This is a genomic window from Streptosporangium sp. NPDC004379, from assembly GCF_042873875.1.
GTDB lineage: Bacteria > Actinomycetota > Actinomycetes > Streptosporangiales > Streptosporangiaceae > Streptosporangium.
Map to the genome: position 1 here is coordinate 255,031 of NZ_JBIAMC010000009.1, position 21,351 is coordinate 276,381.

Here is a 21,351-nt window from a genome sequence, read left to right on the forward strand (position 1 = left end):
TCCTCCGCCGACGGGAACGGGCACGATCCGGGATGGCTCCGGCACATCCCCGCTCACCGGAACGGGCACGGGCCGGCGCCGCGGGGTCTTCGTCGCGGTCCCGCCCTGGGATGCGGACCGGTTTCGCGAGCTCTCCGTCATGTTCCCGCTCCCTCCCTGAGCGCCGCCGCCACCTGGGGGGCGACCCCGCCGGTCCAGCGCGCGAGGACCTCGCCGAGGTCCGGGATCTCCGCCTCCAGGAGCGCCAGCCCCGGGGTGGGGACGTGCGCGCCGAGCTCCACCAGGAGGGGCCGCAGGTGCACCTCGACGGCGAGGGCGTGCCGGGGGTCGCCCATGACCAGCACCGGCAGCGCCACGACCCCGGCCAGCGCGGCCGGCGGCAGCCGGTCGAGGAACGCCTTGAGCAGGCCGGTGTAGGTGCCCTTGTAGGTGGGGCTGGCCACCACGAGCACGTCCGCGCCCCCGACGAGCTCCAGCGCCACCTCCACGCCCGCGGACGGGCCGGGCGCGAGCAGCTGCGGCCCGAGCGCCGACAGGTCCACGACCTCGTGGGCGCCGTCGTGCCCGATCCGCTCTCCGACCGCCTCGGCCGCCGCGATCGCCGCGATCCGCGTCCTGGACCCTCCGCGGGGGTTGCCGACCAGCGTCACGATGGAGGTCACGAGGCCACCACCGCGTCCACCGGCTCCACCGAGCCCGCTGAGCCCACCGTGGCCGCCCCGGAGGGCCGCGCGTGGCGGGAGGCCGGCCGGGGCAGGTCGTAGTTGTCGCGCAGGGTGCGACCCTCGTACTCCCGCCGGAACAGGCCCCTGATCTGCAGTTCCGGCACGACGTGGTCGACGAAGTCCTCCAGGCCGGACGGCAGGACCGGCGGCATGATGTTGAAGCCGTCGGCGGCGCCGTTCTCGAACCAGAGCTGGATCTCGTCGGCGATCCGCTCGGGGGTCCCGGCGACGACCCGGTGCCCCCGGCCGCCCGCGAGGCGGCCGAGGAGCTGCCGCACGGTCAGGTTCTCCCGGCGGGCGAGGTCGATGACGAGCCTGCGGCGGCTCTGCGCCCCCTCCGTCTCGGCGGAGACGTCCGGCAGGGGGCGGTCCAGCGCGTCCTCCGTCAGCTCGATGCCCACCAGGTGGGACAGCTGGGCCAGACCGTACGCGGGGATGATGAGGTCCTGCAGCTCCTCTTCCAGCCGGCGCGCCTCCCGCTCGGTGGAGCCGATGATCGGGGAGATGCCGGGGAGGACCAGCAGGTCGCCGGGGCCCCTGCCGTACCGGGCGAGGCGGCCCTTGAGGTCGGTGTAGAACGCCTGGGCGTCGGCGAGGGTCTGCTGGGCGGTGAAGACCGCCTCGGCGTACCGGGCCGCGAAGTCCTTGCCGTCCTCGGAGGAGCCGGCCTGCACCAGCAGCGGGTGACCCTGCGGCGGGCGGGAGGTGTTGAGCGGGCCGCGGACCCGGAAGTGGGGTCCTTCGTGGTCGAGCGGGTGGATCCGGCCGGTGTCGGCGTAGAGGCCCCCGAGGCGGTCGCCGACGACGGCGTCGTCCTCCCAGCTGTCCCACAGCCCGGTGACGACGTCGAGGAACTCGGTGGCCCGGGCGTAGCGGTCGGCGTGGGCGGGGCGGTCGATCCCGAAGTTGCGCGCCTCGGCCTCGCCCGCGGAGGTGACGATGTTCCAGCCGGCCCGGCCGCCGCTGATGTGGTCCAGCGAGGCGAACTTGCGGGCCACGTGGAACGGCTCGTTGTAGGTGGTGGACACCGTCGCGATCAGGCCGACGTGGTCGGTGACCGCGGCCAGCGCCGCCAGCAGGGTCAGCGGTTCCAGGCCGCCCAGCGCGTTGTGCCGGACGTCGCCCTGGAGGGCGAGGCCGTCGGCGAGGAAGACCGAGTCGAGCCGGCCCCGCTCGGCGATCCTGGCGAGCTGCTGGTAGTGCCGGACGTCGGTGAGGCGGGCGGGTTCGGTGCTCGGGTGGCGCCAGGCCGCCTCGTGGTGGCCGACGCCCATGAGGAAGGCGTTGAGGTGGAGCGTCCGGATGGGCATCAGGTGGTCCTCCAGGTGGAAAATCGCCGCTCCACGCCGAGCAGGAGCAGGTTGAACAGCAGGCCGAGGGCGGAGATGGTGATGATTCCGGCGTACATGTCGGGGATGCGGAAGCTGAACTGGGCGTCCTGTACGAGGTAGCCGAGTCCGGCCTTGGCCCCGACCATCTCGGCGAACAGCAGGACGAGGATCGAGGAGGCGCCCGCCAGCCGGATGCCGGTGAAGATGGTGGGGACGGCCGCCGGGAGGATGACCTTCCGGAAGAGGCTGAGCGGGCCGAGCCCCAGGGAGCGGGCCGACTTGACCAGCAGCGGCTCCACGGTCCTGACCCCGCTGACGGTGTTGAGCAGGATGGGCCAGGAGCAGGCGTAGAACACGAATACGATCTTGGACGGCTCCCCCAGGCCGAGGATCAGGATGAACACCGGCAGCAGGGCCACCGCCGAGGTGTTGCGGAAGATCTCCAGGACCGGGTTGAGGAAGTCGGCGACGGGCCGGTACCAGCCGATGGCCAGCCCGAGCGGTACGGCCAGCACGACGGCCAGGCCGAACCCGGCGAGGGAGCGGACCAGCGACGCCTGGAAGTGCTCCAGCAGCTGCCCGCCGAGCAGCAGGTCGTACCAGGCCCGCAGTACCTCCGACAGCGGCGGCACGAACACCGGGTCCACCGCCCCGGTCCGGGGCAGCACCTCCCAGATCGCGGCGAGCAGCACCACGGCCGGCGCCCGCCGTACGAGGCGGCCGGGCCTGACGCGGCGGCCGAGCCGGGCGAGGCCGCCGAGCCGGGCGAGGCCGCCGAGCCGGGTGGACCGCGAGGCCGCGGTGTTCTCCCGCGTCTCCGGGGTCTCCAGGTTCTCAGGGGTTTCAGGGGTCTCCGGGACGGCGGGCGACATCGGGCCCGGGACCGAGGTGACGGCAGGGGTGACGGCAGGGGTGACGGCCGACGCCGGACTCGGGGCCGGGATCGCGATCGGGGTGGCGGCAGGGGTGACGGCTGACGCCGGAGCCGGGGCGATGGCCGGGGCGTCGCCCCGTGCGGATCCGGTCGCGGGTGCGGCGAGGATGTCAGTCAACGGTCCGCTCCTGTTCCCGGCCGGCCGCGACCTCGTTGCGCAGCAGGCTCCAGACGTGGTGGCGGTACTCGCCGAACACCGGGTCGGCGCGCAGGTCGCCCTCGCGCGAGTCGAACCGGACGTCGACGATCTCCTTGATCCGGCCGGGGCGGGAGGTCATGACGGCGACCCGCTGGCCCAGGTAGACGGCCTCGTCGATTCCGTGGGTGATGAACACGACCGTCTTGTGCGTCTTCTCCCACACCCGCAGCAGCTCCTCCTGCAGCGACTCCCGGGTCTGGGCGTCCAGTGCGGCGAACGGCTCGTCCATCAGCAGCACGTCGGGGTCGAAGGCGAGGCTGCGCGCGATCGCGACGCGCTGGCGCATGCCGCCCGACAGCTCGTGGGGGTAGCGGTGCTCGAACCCGGTCAGCCCGACCAGGTCCAGGTAGTGCCGGGCCCGCTCGCGCCGTTCCCGCCGCGGGACGGCCTTGGCCTCCAGCCCGAACTCGATGTTGGTCAGGGCCGTACGCCACGGGAGCAGCGCGTACTGCTGGAAGACGATGCCCCGGTCGAGGCCGGGACCGTCGACGGCGCGGCCGTCGATGAGGATCTCACCGCTGGTCGGCGTGGTCAGTCCGGCGATCAGGTCGAGCAGGGTGGACTTGCCGCAGCCGCTCGGGCCGACGAGGGTGAGGAACTCCCCCTCGCGGACGTCCAGGTCCACCCCGGTGACCGCGGTGAACGGGCGGTCCGAGCCGCGGGTGCGGAAGACCTTCCCGACGTCCCGGATCCCGATCTTCACCGGCCGTACGGCCGTCCCCGTCCCGGCGGGCCGTACGCCGGCTTCCGTCCCGGCGGGCCGGACGGCGGTCTCGGTCCCGGCGTGCCGTACGCCGGCTTCCGTCCCGGTGCGCTCCGCGGCGGCGCGGGGGGCGGCCGGTGCGGCGGTGCCGTCCGCGGGGATGTCCTCCGCGGTGTCCCTGTCGGTGAGGTGCGCGCTCACGAGGTCCTCCCGTTCGCGAAGGGGTTGAACTCGTTGGTGTAGACGTCGGACGCCCTGACCTGGCCGGGCCTGATCTCGCCTTCGCGTCCCAGCCAGTCGATCCAGGTCTGGAAGTCCTTGTCGGCGATCGTCCCGCCCCGGGCGGCCACGCCGCTGCTCTTCCAGAAGCCGACCGTCGAGGGGTCCTCGTTACGGCCCCGCCGGGCGATGATCTCCCGGTACCTGGCGATCACCTCCTGGCGGGAGTGGGTCTGCGTCCACTCGACGGCCTTGGCGAACGCCTCCACGAACTTCCGGGTGGTGTTCGGGTTGCTCCGGATGAACCGCTCGGTCAGCACGACGCTGCCCGCGGTGAAGGAGCCGAACAGGTCGATGTCCTTGAACAGGGGGCGGATGCCGCCGCGCTCCAGGGCCTTGTCCCGCAGGATGCCGGACAGCGCGGCCACGTCGATCTGGCCCTGGCGCAGCGCCTGCTCGGTGTTGACGGGCGGCACGACGACGAGTTCGACCTTGTCGATCTCCTGCGGGGTCAGGCCGCCGCGCTTGAGGTACTCCTTGAGCACGGCCTCCAGGTGGGCGCCCAGGGTGTTGACCCCGATCTTCTTGCCGATCAGGTCACGGGGGCCCTTGATCGGTGAGTCGCCGGCGACGTAGTAGCCGATGTAGCTGTCGGCGTCGCTGCCGTAGTAGCCGATCACGGCCTTGATCGGGGCCTTGGCGGCCTTGAGTTTGACGATCGCGCCGTTGAACGCGCCGCCGAAGTCGGTCTGCCCGGTGGCGGCGGCCTGGATGTCCTGCGGGCCGGAGATGGTGTTGCCGATCCACTTCAGTTTGATCGGCCCGAGGTAGCCGAGCGACTCGGCCAGTTCGGGGAAGGTGACGGCGCCGACGCTGCCCTGGTAGCGCAGCTCGGTCACCTCCGGCGCGCCCGGCTGGGAGGAGCCGGAGGCGGAGGCGGAGCCGCAGCCGGCGAGGGCGGCGACGAGGAGGAGGGACAGAAGGGCGTGTCTGGCTCTGATCACGGGGGTGGTTCCTCGTGGAGGGGCGCGCTCGTGCGGCGCCGTGCCGCTGGCGGGGCGCGCCGGAGGGAAGTGAGGGGAAGGACGCGTGGGCGTCGTCGGCCACGCGGGGACGCGAGGGTTCGGATGCGGCGGCAGGCCGGCCGTACGCCCTCGTGGAGTGCGGTCGGAACGACGGTGATGGTCCGCGATCAACGACACTGCGCGCTGGCGACGTGGCAGAAGTCCACGTGCGAGCGGCGCGTCAGGTGAAGCCCCAGGCTCATGTCCTCGAACCTACGATCCCCCGCCGGATAAGTCAACTTTTCCTACTAGAATTACAGGAAATAGGAGTGGACCTGCCCATGATGACGCGCCCACGCGCGCCGGAGGTCCCGTGGCCGATGCCCTCACCCGGCCGGCGCGGCCGCTCCCCACCCGGAGACGCGACCGCTCCCGCCCGGGGCCGTGACGGCCCCTCAGCCGCCGTGACCGCCCTCGCGGCGCAGCACCGCGGCCGGCGCGGGGATGGCCGGGAACGGGTTGTCGGGCAGCAGGATGAGCCGCCGGGTCCCGCCCTGCAGCGCGGCGTCCAGGTGCAGCAGCGCTGCGCCGATGCCCGCCGCGCCCGCCATGTAGCCGGTGTCGGCCGACACCTCCCCCGGCCGCAGCCGCCGGTACGCCTGGTACCAGCGCAGGCCCCGGCCGTCGTGGCCGTCCGCGCGGCCGATCAGGTCGTCGGCGAGCCCGCGGGCGAACTCCAGGTACGGCTCCCGCCCGGTCTCGGACCACAGCCCGACGAACAGCTCCAGCAGGCCGGCGGTACCGCAGCACTGGCAGGCCGAGTTCCAGAACCCGGCCGTGCGCCGGTACGGCACGCCGCTGCGCATGACGCCGCGCGCCAGCCGCTCCACCCACTCCAGGTCGGACGCCTCGCCCGTCACCCGGTACAGCTCGTGGAACATCCTCGCCACACCGGCCGAGCCGGAGCAGAATCCGAGGTAGTGCAGGCCGCGGCCCTCCGGCAGGTGGTGCGGGACGACCGCGCACTCGCCGCTGACGACGCTGACCGCGCGGACGAAGTCCGCCCCCCGCCGCGCGGCCTCCAGGAACCGCACGTCGCCGGTGACGCCGTACAGCCGGGCGAGCAGGAAGGCGGTGCCGGCCGTACCGGACAGGAAGCCCGGGGTGACCGCGTCGGCGGGCAGGCCGGGACAGTCGCCGAAGAGATGGCCGGGCACCGGCTGCCCGGCGATGCGCTCGCCCGCCTCGACGGCCGTCTCCTCCAGGGCGGGAGCCCCGAGGACGGCGGCGGCGTGCAGCAGGCCCAGCACCACCCCGCCGTCGCCCCGCTGGGCGGGCTCGCGCGACCAGCCGAGGCCGCCGCGCACGGGACGCGCGGCGCGGACGATCCGGCCGGCGGCGGCCAGGGCCGCCTCCTCGAACTCCTCGTCGCCGAGCACCCAGCCCGCCTGCGCCAGCGCGAACACCGTTCCGGCCAGACCGTGGTAGAGGGAGACGTCCTGCTGCTCCCGCCAGGTGGCGGCGAGGCGGCGGGCCCCGGCCCGGGCGTCGTCCAGGTAGGCCTCGTGGCCGGTGGCGGCCGCGAGTTCGAGGAAGAACAGCACGATCCCGGCCGCCCCGGCGTAGAGCGAGCCGGGCTCCGGGGAGAGCGCCGACCTGCCGCGCGGGTCGGGGTTGGCCCGCCAGTACCGCCCTCGCCCGTCGTCGACGGCCGCCGATCGGATCCAGCGGCCGGCCATGATGGCGGCGGTCAGGGGCGTCTCGGCGCGGGCGCTCGATGAGCGCGTCGGATCCAGGCCCATGGTCAAACTATCCCACAAAATTGGTAGGGAAGACCGGTATTCATCACGGCGTGCCGAGGGACGACGATGCCCCTGCCCGACTTCCTGATCGCCGGCGCTCCCAAAGCAGAGGCCGGCCCTCCTCACAACCCCGCCGGGACGGCGGAGGACGGCCGGCGTCAGCCGCCCGGCCCTCCATCGGGCGCCGCGCCGTCTCGGGCGGCGCGCCCCGGGCCGGCCGGCCCGCGACCCGAACCGGCCGGCCCGGCGGCCGCCCTCAGGACCCTTCGGCCGGCTCCCGGCCGAAGGCGTGGCGAAGGGTGTACTCGGCGGTGGCGAAGTCGCCGCCCTGGAGCGGGCCGGCGGCGTAGTACTCCGCCACCCCGGGGATCCGGCCGGCGTACGCCTCGGCGTCATCGAGGGGCCGGTAGCCGAGCCCGTCGTCGAGCTCCCAGTACCGGCGGGTGTTGGCCGAGACCGCGTACGCGGCGGTGAAGGTGACGCCGGGCCGGGTCAGCGCGGCCCAGACGAACCCGGCGCAGTCGCGCGGGCTCAGCCAGGTGGCCAGGTGCCGCGGCTCGCTCGGCTCGGGTTCGAGGCTGCCGATGCGCAGGCACACCACCGACAGGCCGAACTTGTCGGCGTACAGCCGGCCCAGCGCCTCCACGGCGACCTTGCTGACGCCGTACAGCCCGTCGGGGCGGGGCGGCGCCGACGCAGAGACCGGCTGCGCGGCCGGATAGCAGCCGGTCAACCGGTTGCTGCTCGCCAGCACCACGCGCCCGACCCCCGTACGGCGCGCCGCCTCCAGCACGTGGTGGGTGCCCAGGACGTTGCCGGCCAGGAGGTCGGCGAGCGGCGCCTCGTCCGGCACCCCGGCCAGGTGCACGACCGCGTCGGCGCCCTCGATGACCGAGGCCACGTCCTCGATGTCGGCCAGGTCGGCCCGGCGGATCTCCTCGTCCGGCCCCTGGGCGGTCAGCGGCTCCCGGTCGACCGAGACCAGCCGGCGCAACCGGCGCCGCAGCGGCTCGCGCAGCACGGATCCGACCCGGCCGGCGGCGCCGGTGAGCACGACTCTCTCAACTGTCATGGATCGGGATTATGGCAGCGGCCACCGACATCTTCCGATCACGCGGCCCGCCGGGCCGGTCGTCCCGTCGCGGCGGCCCGGAACCCATCCGGCGGCCGGTTTCGTGAACCCCGCTAAAGCCGCGGATCGCCCACCGGACTCGCGGACGGGTCCGGGAGCGCCCCGACGTACACCCAGGCGCCCTCCTCGCGGACGAAACGGCTGTGCTCCTCCAGCCGCCCCTCGGCTCCGCCCTCCACGTAGCAGGCGCGGAAGCGCACGGTGCCCTCGGTGTGGAACGCGCTGCCGCCGGTCGTCTCCAGGACCTCCAGGCCGGTCCACCGCAGCGAGCGGTCGAGGTCGAGACGCGGCGGGCGGGTCCGCGGATGCCAGGTGCGCAGGAGGTACGCCGTGTCGCCGACGGCGAAGGCGCTGTACCGCGAGCGCATCAGCGCCTCCGCGGTGGGCGCGGCGGTCTCCCCCCGGTGCGGCCGTCCGCAGCAGTCGCGGTATGGCGCGGGCAGCCCGCACGGGCAGGGACCGGCGGAGGCGGCGGACGGGCGCGGGGAGCGTGAGCTGCGTCGGGACACGCCCCCATTGTGCCCGGCGCCGGGACCGTGCCGGTTCCCGGCCGCGGAGTACGGGCCGGTCAGGGCAGAGTCCAGGTGATCTTCCGTTTCAGGGATCCGTGCGTGTCATAGGACCTGGCCCAGCCGAGAGTCTCGAACCGGCCGTTCTCCTGGTTGATCCACTTGTCCTCGCGGTTGAAGTTGTAGCGGTCGTAGGCGTGGACGGTGATCTCCATGGTGGCCCGGTCGCCGTCGACCCGGACGTCCGCGCTGCCCCAGATGGAGTGGCGGCCCAGTGCGAACTCCCAGTTCTTGGTCCCCGTCTGATTGACGGCGGCCGGTTCGCCGGTCATCTGGAACTCCCGCCGTCCGGTCTCCCGGTGGACGCGCTCGGCGTTCTCCTGGGCGCGACGGATCTCCGCGTCCACGGCGTCGCGGATCAGTCCGTCGTCGCGGTACGCCTTGTCGTAGTCGATGTGGTAGTCGCCGCCATTCCCGTCCAGGTAGTGCTTGAAGGTGGCGGCCGCCTCGTCGAACCCCGGAGTCGCCTCCTCGGCGAGTTGCAGCGCCCGCCACCTGTGCCAGGCCGCGTGGTCACCGAGCGAGGGCTCGGCGTCCGGGTCGTACGGCCAGGGGTCGTCGTAGGGGATGCCGGGGTCCCGGGCCGGGCCGAGGTCGTACCGGCCGTCACGCGGGCCCTTCTCGGGGATGTCCAGGGGTGGGCGCGGGCGGCTCTCCGGCTGCCCCTCGACCAGCCAGGCCACGCCCGCGGACGAGGCGGCCAGGCCCTTGACCCCGTACGCGCGGCGCAGCGGCGAGCCCGCCGGCCGGGCCGGGAACGACGGGGGCTTGGCGTGCAGGATGCGGCGCAGGCGGGTCTCCACGGCACGGATCAGCCTGCTGCCGAAGTATCGTTCGAGCCTGCCACGCAGTGTCGCCACGGCCTTCCTGGCGAACGTCCGCAGCATCATGACGAAGCCGCGCGCCCTGAGCGCGGCGAGCCCGCCGGAGACGACGGCCATGGACGCCGCCCAGACCAGGGCGAGCAGGACATAGGTCGCCAGGAGTATCAGGACGGCCTTGACGATCTCGACGATCTTGGCGAACAGGTCACAGCCGTCCGCCAGGGCATGCAGGGAGACGGTGAGGCTCTGCAGGTGGCCGGACCGCGCGTCGTCGGCGTGGTAGTCGGCCCAGTGGCCGGTCAGCGCGTCGATGTGGTCGCCGGTGTTGTGCCGGGCCGCGTGGCTGACGGCGCCGTGCGCCGTCGGGATCGTCTGGCCGTCGAGGGCGACGGCGCACGTGCGCAGGGCCGCCCCGCAGGCGCGGATGTGGTCCTCGTCCTCCGGTGGCCAGCGCACGCCGAGCAGGCCGAACGGGGCCTGCAGTTCCGGGGGCAGGGTCAGTGCCATGTGGGCATGCGGCCGGTCAGACCGGCCGGCCGGCGCGGGCGGCGCCGGGGCCGTGCGCGACGGCGGGGGCGCCGGAGCCCTGCACGACGGCGGAGGTATCGGCCTCCGTCCAGCGGAGGTCGTCGGCCACGGCGCGGATGCCGCCGCCGGTCTGGTGGAGGTGGGAGTGCAGCAGACGGCAGACGTCGCCGAGCAGGTCGCCGAGCAGGTCCATCTCCGCACCCGTGGAGGTTCCGCCCCACGCCGTGCCCCCCGTGCCGCGCACGGTCGCCAGCAGGCCGCCGGCGTGCCGCTCGAAGTCGGCCGCGGCGTCCAGCATGCCCTGACCGGCACCGATCAGCGATGACCTGTCGAAGCGCAGCACCTCTGCCATCCGGTGTCCCCTTCGTCCCAACGACAACCACAAATGATCTTACATCGGCCACCGTGGGCGGCGCGCCCACAACCCCTCGCGCCAGGATGATCATCTGTTCTACGCTGTCCGGCCATGAGCAGCGAAGCGAGCATGGACTTCGGCGCGGTCGGCAAGCTGGCCGGGAAGGTCGGCGAGGCCCACAAGGCCGTCACACGGGGGCGGGTGGCCCTCGCCGGCGGTCCCGGAGCCGTGACCTACATTCCCGTGCCCGGCATGCCGGGTTCCAACGCGTTCGGCGGCACAAGCGGGGCCACCTCCGCCGGCTCCGCGCACGCCGACCTGCAGGCGTCGGCCGACGGCCTGGCGGAGATCCTCATCGGCGTGCTCCGTTCCGACGAGGGAAGGCTCCACAGGGTCATCAAGGCGTTCAGGGAGCTGGACGACGAGATCGCCGACCGGCTGTTCGCCGGGGCGAACGAGTCATTCGACGTCTACAGCGCGCACGTGCACAGCCACGGCCTGCACGAGTACGACGACTTCGTCCGCACCGGCCAGATCGACCGGCTCCACGATGCCATGAACCGCGGGCCGTCGCTGCTGGGCGGCGACCTCAACATCGTGACGAACAACGGGGACAACCCGAAGAACAACTCCTCCGGCGACGCCATCCACGACTTCAAGAGGGAGGGGTACACGGTCTACTCGGGCGCGGTCGACGGGAACGGCGAGGTCGTCGGCACGTCTCCCTCGGGGACCCGCATCGACCATGTCGCGGGTTCGCCGGCCTTCACCCTGAGCGGACAGCCCGTCCTGGTCGACGGGGCCACCTCCGACCATGACGCGCAGCGGGTCGATGTGGACGTCCCCAACTGGTAGGCGGCGTCACCGGGGCCTGATCCGCACCTCCGTCCTGGCTGCGGATCGGCCCTCGCCGTCGTCGATCCGCCTGTCGCCCGCGCCGGGCTCGTTGGCGGGCACCGTGATGCTGCCGCCGTCGACGTCCAGCTTCACCTTTTCGTTGTCGCCGGCCCCCTCGATGACGTCGCCCTCGCGGACGAGCACGGCGTTGCCGAACGGCGCGTTGATGACGTCTCCGATGATGGGCCAGTCGTCGCTCGCGTGGTACTTCTTGCTCGCCTCCTCGAACCTGACCTCCCAGTTGTCGCCGGTCCGCTTCTCCAGCTCCTCCTCCAGGTCGAAGGTGTTATGCCGGAAGACCTCCTGAATGGTGGCGACGTCCGCGTCCTGGTCGGCGATCACCTGAGCGATTCTGGGGATGTCACCGGAGTCGGTGCCTTTCGAGTCGCCGGGCGAGTTGCCGGCGCCCTGGCCGATGTTGAGGTTGAGCATGCGCACCATGCGCGGCTTCCACTCCTTGGCGATCAGCTCGAACTGGTCCTCGTAGAACTTCATGTCGCGCTTCTTCTCCGCCAGCACTTCGTCCACCCGGCCGCGGATCTCCTTCGCCGTGTTGATCGCGCCGGTGACCAGGCTCGTCTGTCCGGCGTCGCGCGGGCGGAAGGTCAGGGCGTCGAGGTCGGTGGCCACGGGCACCGCACCGAGCTTTCTGCGCTCGTCGTCAAGGAGTCCCTGCTGCACACGCAGCACGGTGGCGGTGTAGGAGAGGAGGTCGGCGACGTTGGCGGCCCAGCGGCCGAACCGTTCCACGTCGGCGGTGAGCCTCTTGCGATAGTCGTTGAACGACTGGGCGGTGTCCCCCGTCCAGTCCTCCTTGGAGAACACCGCGTGCGCGGCCTCGTTGATCAGGCCCTCCGCGTTCCCCACCTTGGTGCCGAGGCCGCGCCACGTGCCGGCCAGGGTGTCGAGGCGCGCCGGATCGGCCTTCAGATCCCACAGGTCCGCGGTGGTGATCGGGTCGGGTTCGGTCATGGACGCCTCCTCGGTACGGGGACCGGCGCACCAGGTTTACACCTCTTCGTGATCTTCGCAAGATCATGGGGCGGACCGCCGGCGTACGGCGGGCGCGGCCCGCCGTACGGGTCCCGGGGACGGGCCGGCCGGGCCGGCGCGGGCTTTCCCCCGGGGGGCGCGCCGGCTATAGGCTCCCTCCCATGCCTTCCCGCCCCTCCCGTGACCGGTCCGCGCGGCCCGGCGGACCGAAGGAGCCGGCCGCGCCCAGGCTGCCCGTGCCGCTCGCCGCCGCGCGGCTGCCGGAGCACGGCCTGGTGGACGACGGCACCTACCGGGCACTGGAGTTCAAGGGCGCGGACCTGTCGTCCCTCGACGTGGAGGCGGTCGACTTCGAGGGCTGCCGGCTGGCCGACACGAGGTTCTCCGGCACGCGGATGCGTGGCGGGTTCGCCGACGTGGAGCTGGAGCGGTGCGACCTGTCCAACATGCGGGCCGTGACGTCGTCGATGCACCGGGCGCGGGTGTCGGCGAGCCGGCTGACCGGCATGGGGTGGACCGAATGCGTCTTCCGGGAGGTGACGTTCGACGGCTGCCGCGCCGATCTGGCGGGCTTCCGCTTCTCCTCCTTCAAGAACGTCGTCTTCCGTGACTGCGTCATGCCCGAGGCCACCTTGCAGAACGCCGACCTGCGGGGAGTACGGTTCGAGCGGTGCGACCTGACCCGGGCCCAGTTCTCCGGCGCCCGGATGGACGGCGCCCGCTTCACCGACTGCGTGCTGCTGGGCATCGGCGGCGTGACCGCCTTCGCGGGCGCCACCGTCAGCGACCGGGACGCCCAGGGGCTCGTCCACGCCCTGGCCGGCGCGATGGGCATCACCATCGAGGGCTGAGCCCCGCCGTCCTCCGGGAGCCGGAGGGACCGCACGGGCCATGATGGAGCGGCGCGGAGACGGAGCCCGGCCGTGAGCGGCCCGCTCCGTCCGCCGGGGGCCGGTCAGCCGTCGAGGGCGGCGGCCATCCGGTCGAGGTCGGCCAGCAGGGCGTCCAGGCGCCGGGGCGGGACCGCCTGGATCATGCGCCGCTCGACCGCGTAGACCGCGGCGCGCGCCGCCTCCAGGCGGGCCAGTCCCTCATCGGTGAGGTGGACCGGCAGGGCCCGGCCGTGGTCGGCGGTCGCGGGCCGGGTGACCAGGTCCGCCTCCTGCAGGCCGCGCAGCACCACGCTGGAGGACTGGCGGGTGACGAAGGTGCTCCGGGCCAGCTCGGCCCCGGAGATCCCCGGGCGTTCGTCCAGCAGTTCCAGACACGCGTACTGCGGCACGGTCAGGTCGTGATCGCGCAGCACCTGGTCCATCGCGGACCGCAACGCCGCCGCGGCCCGCTTGAGCCGGTATCCCACATGGTCCGTGACCTTCTCGGTCTGATTCGGCGCCTCTTCTTTCATGTCAATATTTTGACATAGGCAACAGGGTGCGTATACCTTTGGTCATGTCAAAGTCCTGACATAAGGACTCCGGTTCGAAACCGCCCGGGAGCACCCCATGAGCGCCACCGTCACCGGCCCCGACTTCCTCGCCCTGCAGGTCCGCGACATCGAGACCGCCGCCGCCTTCTTCGAGAAGCACCTCGGCCTCGTCCGCGCGCCCGCCGCGCCCCCGCACGCCATCGTGTTCGACACCCGGCCGATCCCCTTCGCCGTCCGCGAGCCTCTGCCCGGCACCGACCTCGACGGCGGGCGGCCCGGCCTGGGCGTCGCCCTGTGGCTCGCCGCCGACGACGCCCAGGCCGTGCACGACCGCCTCGCCGCCGCAGGCGTGCCCATCCTCGTCCCGCCGCAGGACGGCCCCTTCGGCCGCATGTTCACCTTCACCGGCCCCGAGGGCTACGCCCTCACCGTGCACGGCGGCTGACGTGGGCGGCGACCCGCAGGCGCCTGCCCCGGGAAGCGCTCCGCCGCCGGGAGCAAGGGCCGGAGGAACGCCCTTCGCCGGGCGCGGCGGCCGGAAGAGCGTCCGCCGTCAGGGCCGGCGGCCGGCGAAGCAGAGGAACCTCGTCTGCGGGCCGGCGCCGGCCGGAGGATCGACCGCCGGGGAGAACGCGCCGGTGGCCTGCAGCGCGGCGTAGTGGGGACGCAGGGCCTCGTAGGTCCGCACGACGGCCTCGGCCTCCAGGGTCTCGTCCCCGCCGACGGCGCGGGCCAGGTCCCAGGTGTGCACGAGCAGTTCCAGCGCGCCGATCGTGTCGACCGCCTCCGCCACGGTGACGGAGCCGACGGGGGCACGGAAGCCCGCGGCGGCCAGGTCCGGATCGGCGAGTACGGCGAGCACGCCCGCCCGGCACTCCGCGAAGGCGGCGGCCAGGTCCGCGCCCGGAGCCACCTCCGGGGCACCCGCCATGCCCGAGACGCCCACGCCGTGCGCCGGTTCCGGGCGCGTGCCGCGCACCACCGCGATGATCCCGCGGTGTCCGTTGACGACGTGCGCGACGACGTCACGGGCCGTCCAGCCCTGGCAGGGGCTGACGGCGTCCCATCGGTCGCCGGGCGTCGCCTCGATCCGGGCCAGGAAGCCGTCCGCGAGCCGGCCGTATCTCTCCGCGATGTCAGACATCGTCATCCTTTCGTACGCCACGGCCGTCCGGGGCGGGGAGGTTCGTGCTCCGGACGTCCGGAGCGGGGAAATCCGTGCCCCGGACGGCCGGGACCGGGAGGTTCGGGTTCCAGCCGCCCGGAGCCGGGAGTCCTGGCTCCGGCCGTCCCGCCGCGAGGTCGGCGCCCGGTCATCCGGGGGACTCTTCACCTCACCCGGGAAGGGTCCGGGAAGGGGAGGCGGTCCAGGACGTCCGTCAGGGCGGGCACGACGCGGGACCGCCAGCCGCCGCCCATGATCGTGTGGGCCCGCCGCTGGAGGGGGTCGTCCGGGTCGAAGCCCTCGTGCGTCAGGAACAGCCGGGTGCCGGTGCCCTCCGGCTCCAGTGTCCAGGTGACCGTCCAGTCGACGCAGGCTCCGTCTCCGGGGGCGGCGTCGCGCCAGCCGAGGCGGAGCATCCGCCCGGGGGTGAAGGCCAGCACCTCGGCCTGGACGACGCCGGAGAACCCGGTTCCGGGCATCGCGACGCCGCGCATGGTGTAGCGGTGCCCGACCTCCAGCCGGAAGTCGCCGGGCATCAGCCACCTGGCGATCAGCTCCGGTTCGGTCAGCGCCCGCCACACCTTGGCCGGAGGGTGCGGCAGGAACTGGTCGAGGTGGAGGGCGGTCGGGTCGTCGCCGGTCATCGGTGCCTCCGGCGGGGAGCCCGCCGCTCCCGGGCGGCGGGACGGCCGGGGGCGGTCAAGACTCGTCCATGTCGTCGAGCAGGTCGCGCAGCCCGGTGAGCCTCTCGCGCCAGAACCGCTCGAACGGGTCCAGCCACTCGCGCACCTCGTGCAGCGGGACCGCCTCCAGCCGGTAGAGCCGTTGCCTGCCCGCCTTGCGCTCGCTGACCAGCCCGGCGTCCCGCAGCACCCTCAGGTGCTCGGAGAGGCTGGGGCGGGCCATGTCGAAGCGGCCGGCGATCCGCTGGACGGGCTGGGGCCCCTCCTCGCGCAGCAGCCGCAGCACCTCCCGGCGCACGGGGCTGGCCAGCGCCGCGAAGACCCGGTCCCCGGCCGCGTCCGCGGTTTTCGACGGCACGCCGCCGCCTGGCCGGGCGGACCCGGCGCGTGTGTCGGTCACGCGCCCACTATAGGTAGGAAATCCCCTACCTATCAAGTCGCTCCCTCCCTGCCTGGCGTGCCCGGCCCGCGCCGCCGGGATGTCAGGTGAGGCAGCCGACGTGCGCCAGCGCCTGCTTCAGCAGGACACCCTGGCCGCCCGCCATCTCCTGCTGCACCATCGGCGACGCCGCCTCCTCGGGGGTGAACCAGACCAGGTCGAGGGCGTCCTGGCGGGGACGGCAGTCCCCGGCGACCGGCACGATGTAGGCCAGCGAGACCGCGTGCTGGCGGGGGTCGTGGTAGGGCGTGACGCCCTCGGTCGGGAAGTACTCGGCGATGGTGAAGGGCTGCGGCGAGGGCGGGACGCGGGGCAGCGCCACCGGGCCGAGGTCCTTCTCCAGGTGGCGCAGCAGCGCGTCACGGACCCGCTCGTGGTGGAGGACCCGCCCGGAGACCAGGGCGCGGCTGACCGTCCCGTCCGATCCGATGCGCAGCAGCAGGCCGACGTGCGTGACCACCCCGGTGTCGTCGACGCGCACGGGCACGGCGTCGACGTAGAGGATGGGCATCCGCTCGCGCGTCAGCTCCAGCTCCTCGCGGGAAAGCCAACCGGGCGTTGTTTCGGTCATTTCGGTCATTGGTCGATCGTACGTCGCCGCAGGCCGCGGGGCACGGCGGCTCCCCTGGCTCCTCCCCCGTCACCGGGCCGCCGGGGACGGGGGGCCGAGGGCCGTGAAAAGCAGCCGGGGACGGACCGCCGGGAGCCGGGACCGTGGAAAGCCGGGGGCCCGGGCACGGGACGCCGCCGGCCCCCGGGGAGCACCGGCGTCGGACGGGACAGCCGTTTCCAACCGGGTCACAAGTCCCCGCGGCCACCGTGAGGAGGAACATCCCCGACGACGAGGAGCAGCCATGCGAGTGATCAGAGGTGTCCGGATGGCGGCCGCGGTGCTGGCCGTACCGTTCCTGGCGGTCATGACGAGCGATGTCGTGGAGGCCGGCATCCGCATCGCCAACCACTGCGAGCCGTCCCTTGCCGAGGACTGACGGTCTCCTGGGCCGCCGCCGGGCCCGCGTGGCCCGGCGGCGCGTCCTCCGGGGGGCCTACTGCCTGCGACGCGGCTGGTACGCCGAGGGCGAGCGGTGGGCGCGGCGCGCGGAGGAGGTCGCGCACCGGATGGATCCCGCCGCGCACCCGGCGCTCATGGTGGAGCTCGCGTCGCTGTGGCACGGGCTCCACCGCCACCGGCCGGCGCGCGAGTGCGCCCTGCGGGCGGCGGGTCCGCTGTCCGCCGCGCCGCCGGGTCCGGGACGTGACGGACCGCTCGCCGACGCGCTGGTCCTGCTGGGCGACGTCGAGCGCAGGCTGGCCCGGTACGACCGGGCCGAGGCGTACCTGCGCCGCGCGGAGGAACCGGCCCGCGCGGCCGGCGGAACCGGACGGCGGCGGCTCGTGGCGGTGCGCCTGGCCCTGGGAGTGTTGTGCAAGGAGACCGGACGGTACGGCGAGGCGGAGGTCCTCTACCGGGAGGCGCTGACCCTGCTGGAGCGGCACGGCGGTGACCCGCTGACGCGGGCCGACGCGCTGCACAACCTCGCCGGGCTCGCCCACGCCCGGCGCGACGGCGACGGGGAACGGCATATCCGGGCGGCGATCGGCATCAGGCGCGCGGTGCTGGGTCCCCGGCACGTCCAGGTCGCCGCCGACCTCACCGTGCTGGGCGCGCTGCTGACCGAGCGGGGCGACCTCGACCAGGCGGAGGACGCGCTGCGCCGGGCCGAGGGCATCCTGCGCGAGCACCTGGGCGGCGACCACTACGAGGTGGCGGTGTGCCAGGTGAACCTGGCGCGCCTGGACGCCCTCCGGGGCCGCGCCGGCGAGGCGGCGCGGCGGCGGCGGGACGCCCTGCGCGTCAAGCGCCTCGCCCTCGGCCCCGACCACCCGGAGGTGCTGCGCCTGGCGGCGTCCGTGCGGGGGTGAGGAAGGACGTGGACGGTGGTCCCGGATCGGGCGGGCGAAGGCACGGAGGACCGGCGGCGGTTCCCGGCGGTTCCCGGCCGGGCGGGACGGCGCGTCGGCGGCCTCAGGCCGGGCGGGCGAGCCGGGCGAAGGAGAGCACCACCACCGTCGACAGCAGCCAGCCCAGCAGGCCGGCCACGTTCAGCGACGCCGAGACCCACCGCCCCGCCGGGCTGCGCGTCTCCGGATACCACGTCGCGCGCTGGCCCAGGGAGACGAGCGGGATGACGGTGTCGACGGTGTAGAACAGCGGGTCGAAGCAGCGCACCTGCCCGTCCCCGCACGGCCCGGGACGGGCTCCGCGCGGCGCGGCGGTCGCGGTGCCGTCCCGGGCCGCCGACACCTCGTCCACGGTGACCAGCCGTCCGTCCACCGCGTAGACGTTCCCGCGCGGGTCGGTGGCCCGGAGGGTCTGCTGGACGGCGGGACTCATCGTCATGACGCCCACCAGGGCGAGCAGGGCGCCCAGCATCCACAGCACCCGGCCCGGACGGTAGCCGTAGCCGACGGTGAGGCCGTAGAGCGTGTCACGGGTGTTCCTGATCCACCGGCTCGGCGAGGGGCCGCCCGGCGGGGGCGTCTTCCTGGCCTGCCTCCGCTGCTCGATGAGCAGGTTCTCGGCCTCCACCGGGCGTCCGTGCTGACGGAACACCCTGGCCGCCTGCTCGTAGGGACCGGCGTCGAAGGGGACGACCGCGCGCAGCCAGTCGCGGCGGGCCCGCCAGTCCCACCCGCCGTCGAACCGGTCGTAGACGAAACCGGAGATCGCCGAATCCCGCGGCCACCGGGCCGGGTCGTCCGCGAGCACCGTGGTGGACGCGCCGGTCAGGTTCACCCGCGGCGGGATCTCGGCCCAGCGCAGCCGCATGCCGCTGCGCGCCGTGGCCGAGACCGCGTCCAGCCCTCCGGCGAACGTGCCGCCGTCGCAGTCGAGCCGGCCCTCCACCGTGCACCGGTTCAGCGTCACCCTGCCCTCGGCGGCGAACCCGCCGCCGAGCAGCACCGGACCGCGGACCAGAGCCTGTTGCAGCGCGAGCGCCTCGCCGCCCGGATTGCGCAGGCGCGCGCCCTGGACGTCCAGGACGCCGCCGAGGGTCGCGGAGCGGAACCCCGCCCTGCCGCCGTCGGTCTCGACGTCGCGCAGGTCGGCCACGCCGTCGACGATGACGCCCTGGGCGGCGATGAGCGTGTCCCTCTCCGGCCGGCTCCACCGGGTGTCCCGGACGACCAGATCGCCCCTGATGCGCGTCCCGGCCAGCCTCAGCGTGCCCTCGACCGTCGTCCCCGCCTGGATGAGCAGACCGGAGCGCAGTTCGGCGTTGGTCAGGTCGAGGGCGCGTCCGCCGCCGACGGTGAACGAGCTTCCCCGGTGGATCCGGACGGCGCCGAAGGAGCCCATCGCGAGGTCCACGCCGCCACCGATCCGGCACTCGCCCTCGACGCTCAGTTCGCCGCCGACGAAGAGCCCCGGGGCGCTGATCGCGTCTCCCCCGTCGCGTCCGTCGGCGTACCCGGCGCCCCTGACCATCTCGGCGGGTTCGAAGGTGGTGTGGCGGATCAGGAGCCGCCCGGAGATCCGGGCGTTGCCGAGGTTGACGCAGCCGCGGACCAGCGGACGGCGGCCGGTCTGGTCGTCGATGAGGAAGACGCTGCCGCCGATCTGCGCGTCCCCCAGGTCCAGCGCCAGTCCCCGGTCCGGGCGGGTCAGCCGGGCGCCGGTCAGGTCCAGCGACCCCGCCACCTGCACTCCCAGCAGCCGCAGTCCGCCGCGCGCCTCGAATCCGTGCAGCAGCCGGACCGTCCCGCCGACCCGCATCCGGTCGGCCTGGATCGCCCGGTCCGAGGACTCGATGACCGTGTCGAGGCAGAGCAGGCGTCCGCCGATCTCCGACTCGCACAGCCACACGGCCGCGACGCGGGAGGTGCTGGCCGTGGTCCGCAGGTCGCCGGTGATCCGTGACCTGGACAGGTCCAGGTCACGGCGGACCCGCAACCCGTTCGCCCGCAGGCCGGGCACCGTACAGCCGTCGAGTGCCAGCAGGTGCAGGTCGGCGCCGTCCAGGTCGACGGGCCGGTCGAACACGCAGCCGGTGAAGCGCAGCGGGAAGGGCACCTCCATCCCCGTCAGGTCGAGATCCCCGGTGATCCTGGCGCCCTCGACGGTCAGTCCTCGCGGGTCGATCTCCTCGCGTCCCCGCCGGCACAGCTCGCGCACCAGCCGGGCCTCGACGACGAGCCTCCCTCCGTTCCGCGCCCGTACGGCCCGCCCCTCCCGGCAGGCGCGCACCAGGGTCGTCTCGTCGACCGTCTGCGCGGCGCCGGACGCCATGCCGGCCGCCGGAATCCTGATATGCGACATCCCGCCATCCTCCCCGAGGATCCGGCGAGGCACGACGGCTCACGGGGCCGCCGGGGACAGGACGCGGCGCGGGACGTCCACCAGCATGGCGGTGAGCTGCTCGTCGGTGACGCCGCTGCGGCGCAGGTGGGGAAGGACCTCCTGGTCCAGATGCAGGTAGTGCCACTGCGGCAGGAACGCCATCACGTCCGGGTCGATCCAGTCGATGTAGCAGGCGGCGTCCTGGGACAGGACCATGGCGGAGGCGTATCCGCGCCGGCACATCTCCACGACGGTGCCGGCGCGGGCCTCGAAGGTGGTGTCGAGGTTGAGGCCGAAACGGTCCATGCCCAGCACGAAACCGGCTTCGGCCAGCTCGGCGAGGTGGTCGCAGTCGGTGGTGTCCCCGCTGTGGCCGAGCACGATCCGGCCCGGGTCCACGCCCTCCTCCTCGCACATCACCCGCCTGACGTCCAGGCCGGTCCGTGACTCCGGGTGGGTGTGCACGGTGACGGGGACGCCGGTCAGGTGGTGGACGCGGGCGACGGCGCGCATCACGCGCTCCACGCCGGGCGTCAGGCCCTGCCGGTCGATCGCGCACTTGAGCATCCCGGCCCGCACGCCGGTGCCGGATATGCCGTCGGTGATGTCGGCGTGGAACATCTCGACCATCGGGTCGGGCACGTCGGCGCCCAGCGCCTCGTTGAGGGCCGGTCCCCGGTGGCGGAAGAAGAACGGGACGCTGTCGTAGGTGTAGAGCCCGGTCGCCATGACGATGTTGAGTTCGGGCACCTGCTCGGCGATGCGCCGGACGCGGTGGACGTCGCGCCCGAGGCCCACGACGGTGGGATCGACGATGGTGCGCACCCCCTGCGCGGCCAGCGCCCGCAGCCTGTCCACCGCGTCGGCGGCCCGCCGGTCCTCCTCCCCCCACTCCCCCGGGTAGTTGCGCTGGACGTCGGCGGTGAGCACGAAGATGTGCTCGTGCATGTACGTGCGGCCCAGGGCGTCCGCCTCGACGGGGCCGCGGACGGTGTTCACTGCGCTCATGCGGGGCTCCTCGCGAGATCCTTCGTGGAGCCTACGGGAGGTGATCCGCGCGGCGGGAGAGGCGGTGATAGAG

General features: G+C 73.7%; 23 protein-coding genes. 5 read left to right on the forward strand and 18 right to left on the reverse strand.

From position 1 onward, the window contains the following. Positions 1–137: 137 nt before the first annotated feature. The 10 genes from ACFYSC_RS21345 to ACFYSC_RS21390 form a co-directional block, all read right to left on the reverse strand. Positions 138–662, reverse strand: a complete 525-nt coding sequence (locus ACFYSC_RS21345) for an NADPH-dependent FMN reductase (protein ID WP_389964182.1) — start codon at positions 660–662, stop codon at positions 138–140. Then, positions 659–2,035 carry an LLM class flavin-dependent oxidoreductase gene (locus ACFYSC_RS21350; protein WP_389964185.1) on the reverse strand — a complete coding sequence of 459 codons (1,377 nt, stop codon included), beginning with the start codon at positions 2,033–2,035 and terminating at the stop codon, positions 659–661. Before ACFYSC_RS21350 ends, ACFYSC_RS21345 begins: the two co-directional genes overlap by 4 nt. Further along, entirely contained in the window at positions 2,035–3,108 is a 1,074-nt protein-coding gene (locus ACFYSC_RS21355) for an ABC transporter permease subunit (RefSeq protein WP_389964188.1), read from the reverse strand. The genes ACFYSC_RS21350 and ACFYSC_RS21355 overlap by 1 nt, the downstream gene beginning before the upstream one ends. Then, on the reverse strand, positions 3,101–3,892 hold the full coding sequence (locus tag ACFYSC_RS21360) for an ABC transporter ATP-binding protein (protein ID WP_389964478.1): 792 nt from the start codon (positions 3,890–3,892) through the stop codon (positions 3,101–3,103). Before ACFYSC_RS21360 ends, ACFYSC_RS21355 begins: the two co-directional genes overlap by 8 nt. 197 nt (positions 3,893–4,089) lie before the next feature. After that, positions 4,090–5,115 (reverse strand): ABC transporter substrate-binding protein, encoded by a 1,026-nt coding sequence (locus ACFYSC_RS21365; RefSeq protein ID WP_389964191.1) that lies wholly within the window; start codon positions 5,113–5,115, stop codon positions 4,090–4,092. 455 nt (positions 5,116–5,570) lie between these two features. Further along, on the reverse strand, positions 5,571–6,917 hold the full coding sequence (locus tag ACFYSC_RS21370; RefSeq protein ID WP_389964194.1) for a lanthionine synthetase LanC family protein: 1,347 nt from the start codon (positions 6,915–6,917) through the stop codon (positions 5,571–5,573). 256 nt (positions 6,918–7,173) lie between these two features. Then, a complete protein-coding gene (locus ACFYSC_RS21375) occupies positions 7,174–7,989 on the reverse strand; it encodes an NAD-dependent epimerase/dehydratase family protein (RefSeq protein WP_389964197.1) in 816 nt (271 codons plus the stop codon). Between the two features lie 113 nt (positions 7,990–8,102). Continuing rightward, entirely contained in the window at positions 8,103–8,558 is a 456-nt protein-coding gene (locus ACFYSC_RS21380; RefSeq protein WP_389964200.1) for a YchJ family protein, read from the reverse strand. Positions 8,559–8,617: 59 nt separating this feature from the next. Continuing rightward, positions 8,618–9,949, reverse strand: coding sequence for a hypothetical protein (locus ACFYSC_RS21385; protein ID WP_389964203.1), 1,332 nt, complete (start codon positions 9,947–9,949; stop codon positions 8,618–8,620). Between the two features lie 16 nt (positions 9,950–9,965). Next, positions 9,966–10,322 carry a hypothetical protein gene (locus ACFYSC_RS21390; protein WP_389964206.1) on the reverse strand — a complete coding sequence of 119 codons (357 nt, stop codon included), beginning with the start codon at positions 10,320–10,322 and terminating at the stop codon, positions 9,966–9,968. A gap of 114 nt (positions 10,323–10,436) precedes the next feature. Here ACFYSC_RS21390 and ACFYSC_RS21395 point away from each other — a divergent pair, with 114 nt between their 5' ends. After that, positions 10,437–11,180 carry an endonuclease/exonuclease/phosphatase family protein gene (locus tag ACFYSC_RS21395; protein ID WP_389964209.1) on the forward strand — a complete coding sequence of 248 codons (744 nt, stop codon included), beginning with the start codon at positions 10,437–10,439 and terminating at the stop codon, positions 11,178–11,180. A gap of 6 nt (positions 11,181–11,186) precedes the next feature. Here the strand turns inward: ACFYSC_RS21395 and ACFYSC_RS21400 are convergent, their stop codons facing one another. Then, positions 11,187–12,194: a hypothetical protein gene (locus ACFYSC_RS21400; protein ID WP_389964212.1), complete on the reverse strand. Its 1,008-nt coding sequence runs from the start codon at positions 12,192–12,194 to the stop codon at positions 11,187–11,189. 182 nt (positions 12,195–12,376) lie between these two features. On the opposite strand from ACFYSC_RS21400, the gene ACFYSC_RS21405 reads away from it, so the two are divergent. Continuing rightward, positions 12,377–13,066 (forward strand): pentapeptide repeat-containing protein, encoded by a 690-nt coding sequence (locus ACFYSC_RS21405; protein WP_389964215.1) that lies wholly within the window; start codon positions 12,377–12,379, stop codon positions 13,064–13,066. Positions 13,067–13,170: 104 nt separating this feature from the next. Here the strand turns inward: ACFYSC_RS21405 and ACFYSC_RS21410 are convergent, their stop codons facing one another. Continuing rightward, the gene (locus ACFYSC_RS21410; protein WP_362932947.1) at positions 13,171–13,620 is read right to left on the reverse strand and encodes a MarR family transcriptional regulator; all 450 of its coding nucleotides are present in this window, start codon (positions 13,618–13,620) and stop codon (positions 13,171–13,173) included. 97 nt (positions 13,621–13,717) lie between these two features. On the opposite strand from ACFYSC_RS21410, the gene ACFYSC_RS21415 reads away from it, so the two are divergent. Then, the gene (locus tag ACFYSC_RS21415; protein WP_389964219.1) at positions 13,718–14,086 is read left to right on the forward strand and encodes a VOC family protein; all 369 of its coding nucleotides are present in this window, start codon (positions 13,718–13,720) and stop codon (positions 14,084–14,086) included. A 108-nt stretch (positions 14,087–14,194) separates the two neighbouring features. On the opposite strand, the gene ACFYSC_RS21420 is transcribed toward ACFYSC_RS21415, so the two are convergent. The 4 genes from ACFYSC_RS21420 to ACFYSC_RS21435 all read right to left on the reverse strand — a co-directional run bounded on the left by ACFYSC_RS21420 (position 14,195) and on the right by ACFYSC_RS21435 (position 16,508). Then, a complete protein-coding gene (locus ACFYSC_RS21420; protein ID WP_389964222.1) occupies positions 14,195–14,785 on the reverse strand; it encodes a TIGR03086 family metal-binding protein in 591 nt (196 codons plus the stop codon). A gap of 185 nt (positions 14,786–14,970) precedes the next feature. Further along, positions 14,971–15,450 carry an SRPBCC domain-containing protein gene (locus tag ACFYSC_RS21425; RefSeq protein WP_389964225.1) on the reverse strand — a complete coding sequence of 160 codons (480 nt, stop codon included), beginning with the start codon at positions 15,448–15,450 and terminating at the stop codon, positions 14,971–14,973. Between the two features lie 55 nt (positions 15,451–15,505). Beyond that, positions 15,506–15,889 (reverse strand): ArsR/SmtB family transcription factor, encoded by a 384-nt coding sequence (locus tag ACFYSC_RS21430; protein WP_389964228.1) that lies wholly within the window; start codon positions 15,887–15,889, stop codon positions 15,506–15,508. Between the two features lie 82 nt (positions 15,890–15,971). Continuing rightward, positions 15,972–16,508 (reverse strand): NUDIX hydrolase family protein, encoded by a 537-nt coding sequence (locus ACFYSC_RS21435; RefSeq protein WP_389964231.1) that lies wholly within the window; start codon positions 16,506–16,508, stop codon positions 15,972–15,974. A gap of 274 nt (positions 16,509–16,782) precedes the next feature. Between ACFYSC_RS21435 and ACFYSC_RS21440 the strand changes: the two genes are divergently transcribed. Both ACFYSC_RS21440 and ACFYSC_RS21445 read left to right on the forward strand, forming a co-directional pair. Continuing rightward, on the forward strand, positions 16,783–16,917 hold the full coding sequence (locus ACFYSC_RS21440) for a hypothetical protein (RefSeq protein ID WP_389964234.1): 135 nt from the start codon (positions 16,783–16,785) through the stop codon (positions 16,915–16,917). Beyond that, on the forward strand, positions 16,904–17,851 hold the full coding sequence (locus tag ACFYSC_RS21445; RefSeq protein WP_389964237.1) for a tetratricopeptide repeat protein: 948 nt from the start codon (positions 16,904–16,906) through the stop codon (positions 17,849–17,851). The genes ACFYSC_RS21440 and ACFYSC_RS21445 overlap by 14 nt, the downstream gene beginning before the upstream one ends. Before the next feature lie 103 nt (positions 17,852–17,954). Here the strand turns inward: ACFYSC_RS21445 and ACFYSC_RS21450 are convergent, their stop codons facing one another. After that, entirely contained in the window at positions 17,955–20,249 is a 2,295-nt protein-coding gene (locus tag ACFYSC_RS21450; RefSeq protein ID WP_389964240.1) for a hypothetical protein, read from the reverse strand. A gap of 39 nt (positions 20,250–20,288) precedes the next feature. Then, entirely contained in the window at positions 20,289–21,278 is a 990-nt protein-coding gene (locus ACFYSC_RS21455; protein WP_389964243.1) for a phosphotriesterase, read from the reverse strand. Between the last annotated feature and the right edge of the window lie 73 nt (positions 21,279–21,351).